The organism is Pseudonocardia sp. KRD291, assembly GCF_019263595.1.
Classification (GTDB): domain Bacteria; phylum Actinomycetota; class Actinomycetes; order Mycobacteriales; family Pseudonocardiaceae; genus Pseudonocardia.
On sequence record NZ_JADQDD010000425.1, the window covers coordinates 1 to 3,719 of the forward strand.

The 3,719-nt window shown below is 81.2% G+C and carries 2 protein-coding genes and 1 pseudogene; 2 read left to right on the forward strand and 1 reads right to left on the reverse strand.

Annotated elements, in window-relative coordinates; translation table 11 throughout:
• A pseudogene (locus I4I78_RS31125) lies at positions 1-788 on the forward strand (hypothetical protein); the annotation flags it as partial.
• Entirely contained in the window at positions 785-2,266 is a 1,482-nt protein-coding gene (gene mycP / locus I4I78_RS31130) for a type VII secretion-associated serine protease mycosin (protein WP_218615088.1), read from the forward strand. The pseudogene I4I78_RS31125 and the gene mycP, both read left to right, overlap by 4 nt.
• Before the next feature lie 24 nt (positions 2,267-2,290).
• Here the strand turns inward: mycP and eccB are convergent.
• Positions 2,291-3,719: type VII secretion protein EccB (gene eccB / locus I4I78_RS31135; protein ID WP_218615089.1), on the reverse strand; the 1,429-nt coding region annotated here is incomplete at its 5' end.

Below are 3,719 nucleotides of genomic sequence, written 5' to 3' on the forward strand. Positions count from 1 at the left end.
GGTGGCTGGCGCTGCCCGGGCCGTTCGGGGCCGGGCACGTGCTGATCGCGGCCGCGGCGGCGGGGCTGGCCGCGGTCTGCGGGCAGGCGATCCTGCGGGTGGTCAGCGCGCCGCTGCTGGGGATCGCGGTGGCCGCGCCGGGCGTCGCGGGCGCGGCGCTGGCCCGGCTCGTGCTGGACGCCCCGGTCCCGGCGGTGGCGGCCGGGCTGACCGCCGTCGCGCTGGCGGTGGGGCCGCTGCTGCCCCGGGTCGCGCTGCGGCTGGGCGGGGTCCCGGACCCGACGGTGCCCGGCGACCTGGACGAGATCTCCCGCGCCGACACGCCCGCGCTGCCGGGCCCGGAGATGGTCGAGCGGGCGGCGCTGGCCCGCGGGCTGTTCGCCGGGCTCTCCGCCCCGGCGGCGCTGCTCGCCGCCGGGGGCGCCGTCGTCGCCGCGGCCGGGGGCGGGTGGACCGGGCCGGTCCTGGTCGCGGTGACCGTGGCGGTGCTGCTGCTGCGCGCCCGCGCGTTCGCCGAGGCCGCCCCGGCGCGGGTACTCGGGACGGCGGCGGTCCTGGCCACGGTGGGGGCGGCCGTCCCGGTCGCGCTGTCCCAGGGTGCGACGGGCCGGCTGCTGGCCGCCGCCGGGCTCGGCCTGGTGGTGCTCGTCGCGGCCCGCACCGTGACCGGGACGCTGTCCCCGGTCGGGCGCCGGACCCTCGACATCCTGGAGCTGGTGCTGACCGCGGCGGCGATCCCCGCGGCGCTGGCCGCGATGGGCCTGTTCGCCCTGGTCCGCGGCGCATGACCGGGCGCACGCGCCGTAGCGCGGCGCGTGGGTCCACGCTCGTCGCGGCCGGGGTGGCGGCCGGGGTCGCGCTCGCGGTCGGCCCGGTCCTGGTCACCGGGCCGGGGCCGGCCGCGGGCCCGTCCCCGGCGGCGGATCCGGCGCCGGCCGTCGCCGCGGCCGGTCTCCCGGCCCCGCGGCCGACGTCACCGGCGCGGCCCGCGGCCGCACCGGACCCGGGCCCCGGCGCGCCCGGACCGGCGGCCGGGCTGACCCAGCGGGTCGAGTGCACGGCCCCGGCGGACGCGGCCTCGGCAGACACGGGCGCGTCCGCCGCCGCGGTCCGCGGGCCCGATCCGATGGCCGCGGTACACCGGCTGGCCGACGGGGACGGGCAGCGGATCGCCGTGATCGACACCGGGGTGTCGCGGCACCCGCGCCTGGGCGAGCGACTCCTCGGCGGCGGGGACTACCTCGCCGGCGGCGACGGCCTCGACGACTGCGACGGCCACGGCACCGAGGTCGCCGGCCTGCTCGCCGCCGCCCCCGACCCGGTGACCGGCACCGGGTCCGGCATCGCGCCGCGGGCGCAGGTCCTGTCGCTGCGCCAGTCCAGCTCGCGGTTCACCGTGACCGGGCCGGACGGCCGGGACCGCCCGGCCGGCGAGGTCGGCACCCTGGCCGCGGCGATCACCCGCGCGGTGGCGCTGGGCGCGACCGTCGTCAACATCTCGGAGGTGGTCTGCGTGCCGGGCGCGCAGGCCGACTCCGTCGCCCGCCCGCTGCGGGCCGCGGTCCGCGACGCCGTCCGGGCCGGGGTGGTGGTCGTCGCGGCGGCCGGCAACGTGGACCCGTCCGGCAGCTGCACCGGCGCACCCGGCCTCGTCCCGATGCCCGCGATGTTCGACGACGTGGTCGCCGTCGGCGCCGTGGACGGCGAGGACCGCGCGGCCGGGTTCAGCGTGCCCGGGCCCTGGCTCGACGTCGCCGCGCCCGGGGTCGACGTGGCCTCGCTGGCCGTGATCGGCGGGGTGACCGGCCCGGTGCTGAACGGGACCTCCTACGCGGCGCCGGTCGTCGCCGGGGTGGCGGCGCTGCTGCGCGAGCGCTTCCCGAGCCTGACCCCGGACCAGATCGCCGACCGGCTCCGGGCGACCGCCCGGCACCCCGCCGCCGGACGCGACGAGCGGGTCGGGCACGGCGTGCTCGACCCGCTGGCGGCGCTGACCGCGGAACCGCTGCTGCTGCGACCCTCGGACGACCCGGCGGGTGGCGCGGTCACCGGGCCGCGCACCGGCACCGGGCCGGAGACCACCGCGCGGGACCGGGCCGGGGCCCGCGCCCCGCTGCCCGGACTCGGCGACCGCCGCCCGGACCACACCGTCGCGCTGACGGCCGGGGCCGCCGCCGCACTGCTCCTGCTCGGCGCGGTCTCGGCGATGCTGCGCCGGCTGCGCCGCGCCCCCGAGCGCACGCCCGCACCACTCGTCCGGCGCTGACCGGCCCGCCGGTGCGGGGCGCGGTCAGCCGGGCGGCAAGACGTCCGCGACCTCGCGGGCCGAGCCCAGGTCCAGGGCCGGGGCCCGGGGCAGCAGCCGCAGGGCCTCCTCCGGCGCGCGCCCGGGCGTGGTCGTCCCCAGTGCCGCCGCCGTCGCGTCGTCGGCGACGCCGTGCAGCACCCCGGCGCCGGAGAGCAGCCACCGCGTGCCGCCACCGGTGCTGCCGCGCGACTCCACCGGCCCGGGCCCGCTCGCCGCCAGCACGACGGCGTCGAGTCGCGGCCCGGCGCCGTCCGCGCCGGCCAGGTCGATCGTGACCGCGCCGGCGGCGACCGGCAGCCGGTCGGCGGCGACGATCCCGCTGCGCCCGTCGCGCCACGTCCAGCACAGCGTCGGGATCGACGCCGGGTCGGCGCGGGCGATCCGGGCCTGCGGCCAGCCCTCGGTGTCCAGCGCCCCGGACAGGGCGGCCTGCGCGACCTGGCCCTGCGCGAGCGTCGCCGGGTCGCCCTGCCCGCTGCGCGCCAGGACGGCGTCGGCCAGGGTCACCGGGACCGGCGCCAGCCCACCCGCGCGCCCGCTCGCGGCGTCCGGGCCGAGGACGACGTAGTAGGAGGGCTCGGCGCCGAGCGGGTTGCTCGTCACGACGTCACCGGACCGGCCCAGGCCCGGGACGGTGACGTCGGCGGCGATCTGCGGGGTCCGCAGCGACGCGCCCTCGGGGATCGCCGAGAGCAGCCCGTCCGCGACCTCGCGGGTCGGCACGCCCAGGACGCCGAGCGCCGACATCGCCGCCCGGTCGGACGGGTCGATCCGGTGCCGCGTGCCGCCCAGCACGACGTAGGTGGAGCCGCCCTGCCCGGCCACGAGCAGCCCCGGTGCCGGACCCTGCGGTGCCCCCAGCGCCCCGGCGAGCACGGCGCTGGCGCCGGGCCCGGATCCGCCGGCCTGCGTGTCGCACACCGCCCAGCCCGGCGGGACGGGCGGGCCGTCCGGGCGCACCCCGACCGCACCGGCCACCGCGGCCGGCGGGGTGCGGGGCGCGGTGGCGATCTCGTCGTCGGAGACGGTCGCCGGCACCGCGGTGCCGCCGGGCACCCCGAGCGCGGCCAGCACCAGCCGTCCGGCGGCCAGGTTCGCGACCGGGACCAGCCGTTTCGGGTCCGGCGTGACCGCGTACACGGTGCCCGAGCGGTCGCCGACGACGAGCTGCTTCTGCTGCCAGTCCGTGGCCGGGGACAGCGTCGCCAGCAGGCCGGTCACGCCGAGCGCCAGCAGCCCGAGCAGCACCCCCGCGAACGCGGCGCGCCGCTGCGAGCGGAGCTGCTCGTGCAGCGGGACCGGGTCGGCCCGGATCAGCGCGGCCTCCAGCTGGCGCTGACCGAAACGGTAGGCGTCGACCTGGTCGCGGGTCGCCGGTGCCCGCAACGTCCGGGTGTGAGCCGGACCGTCC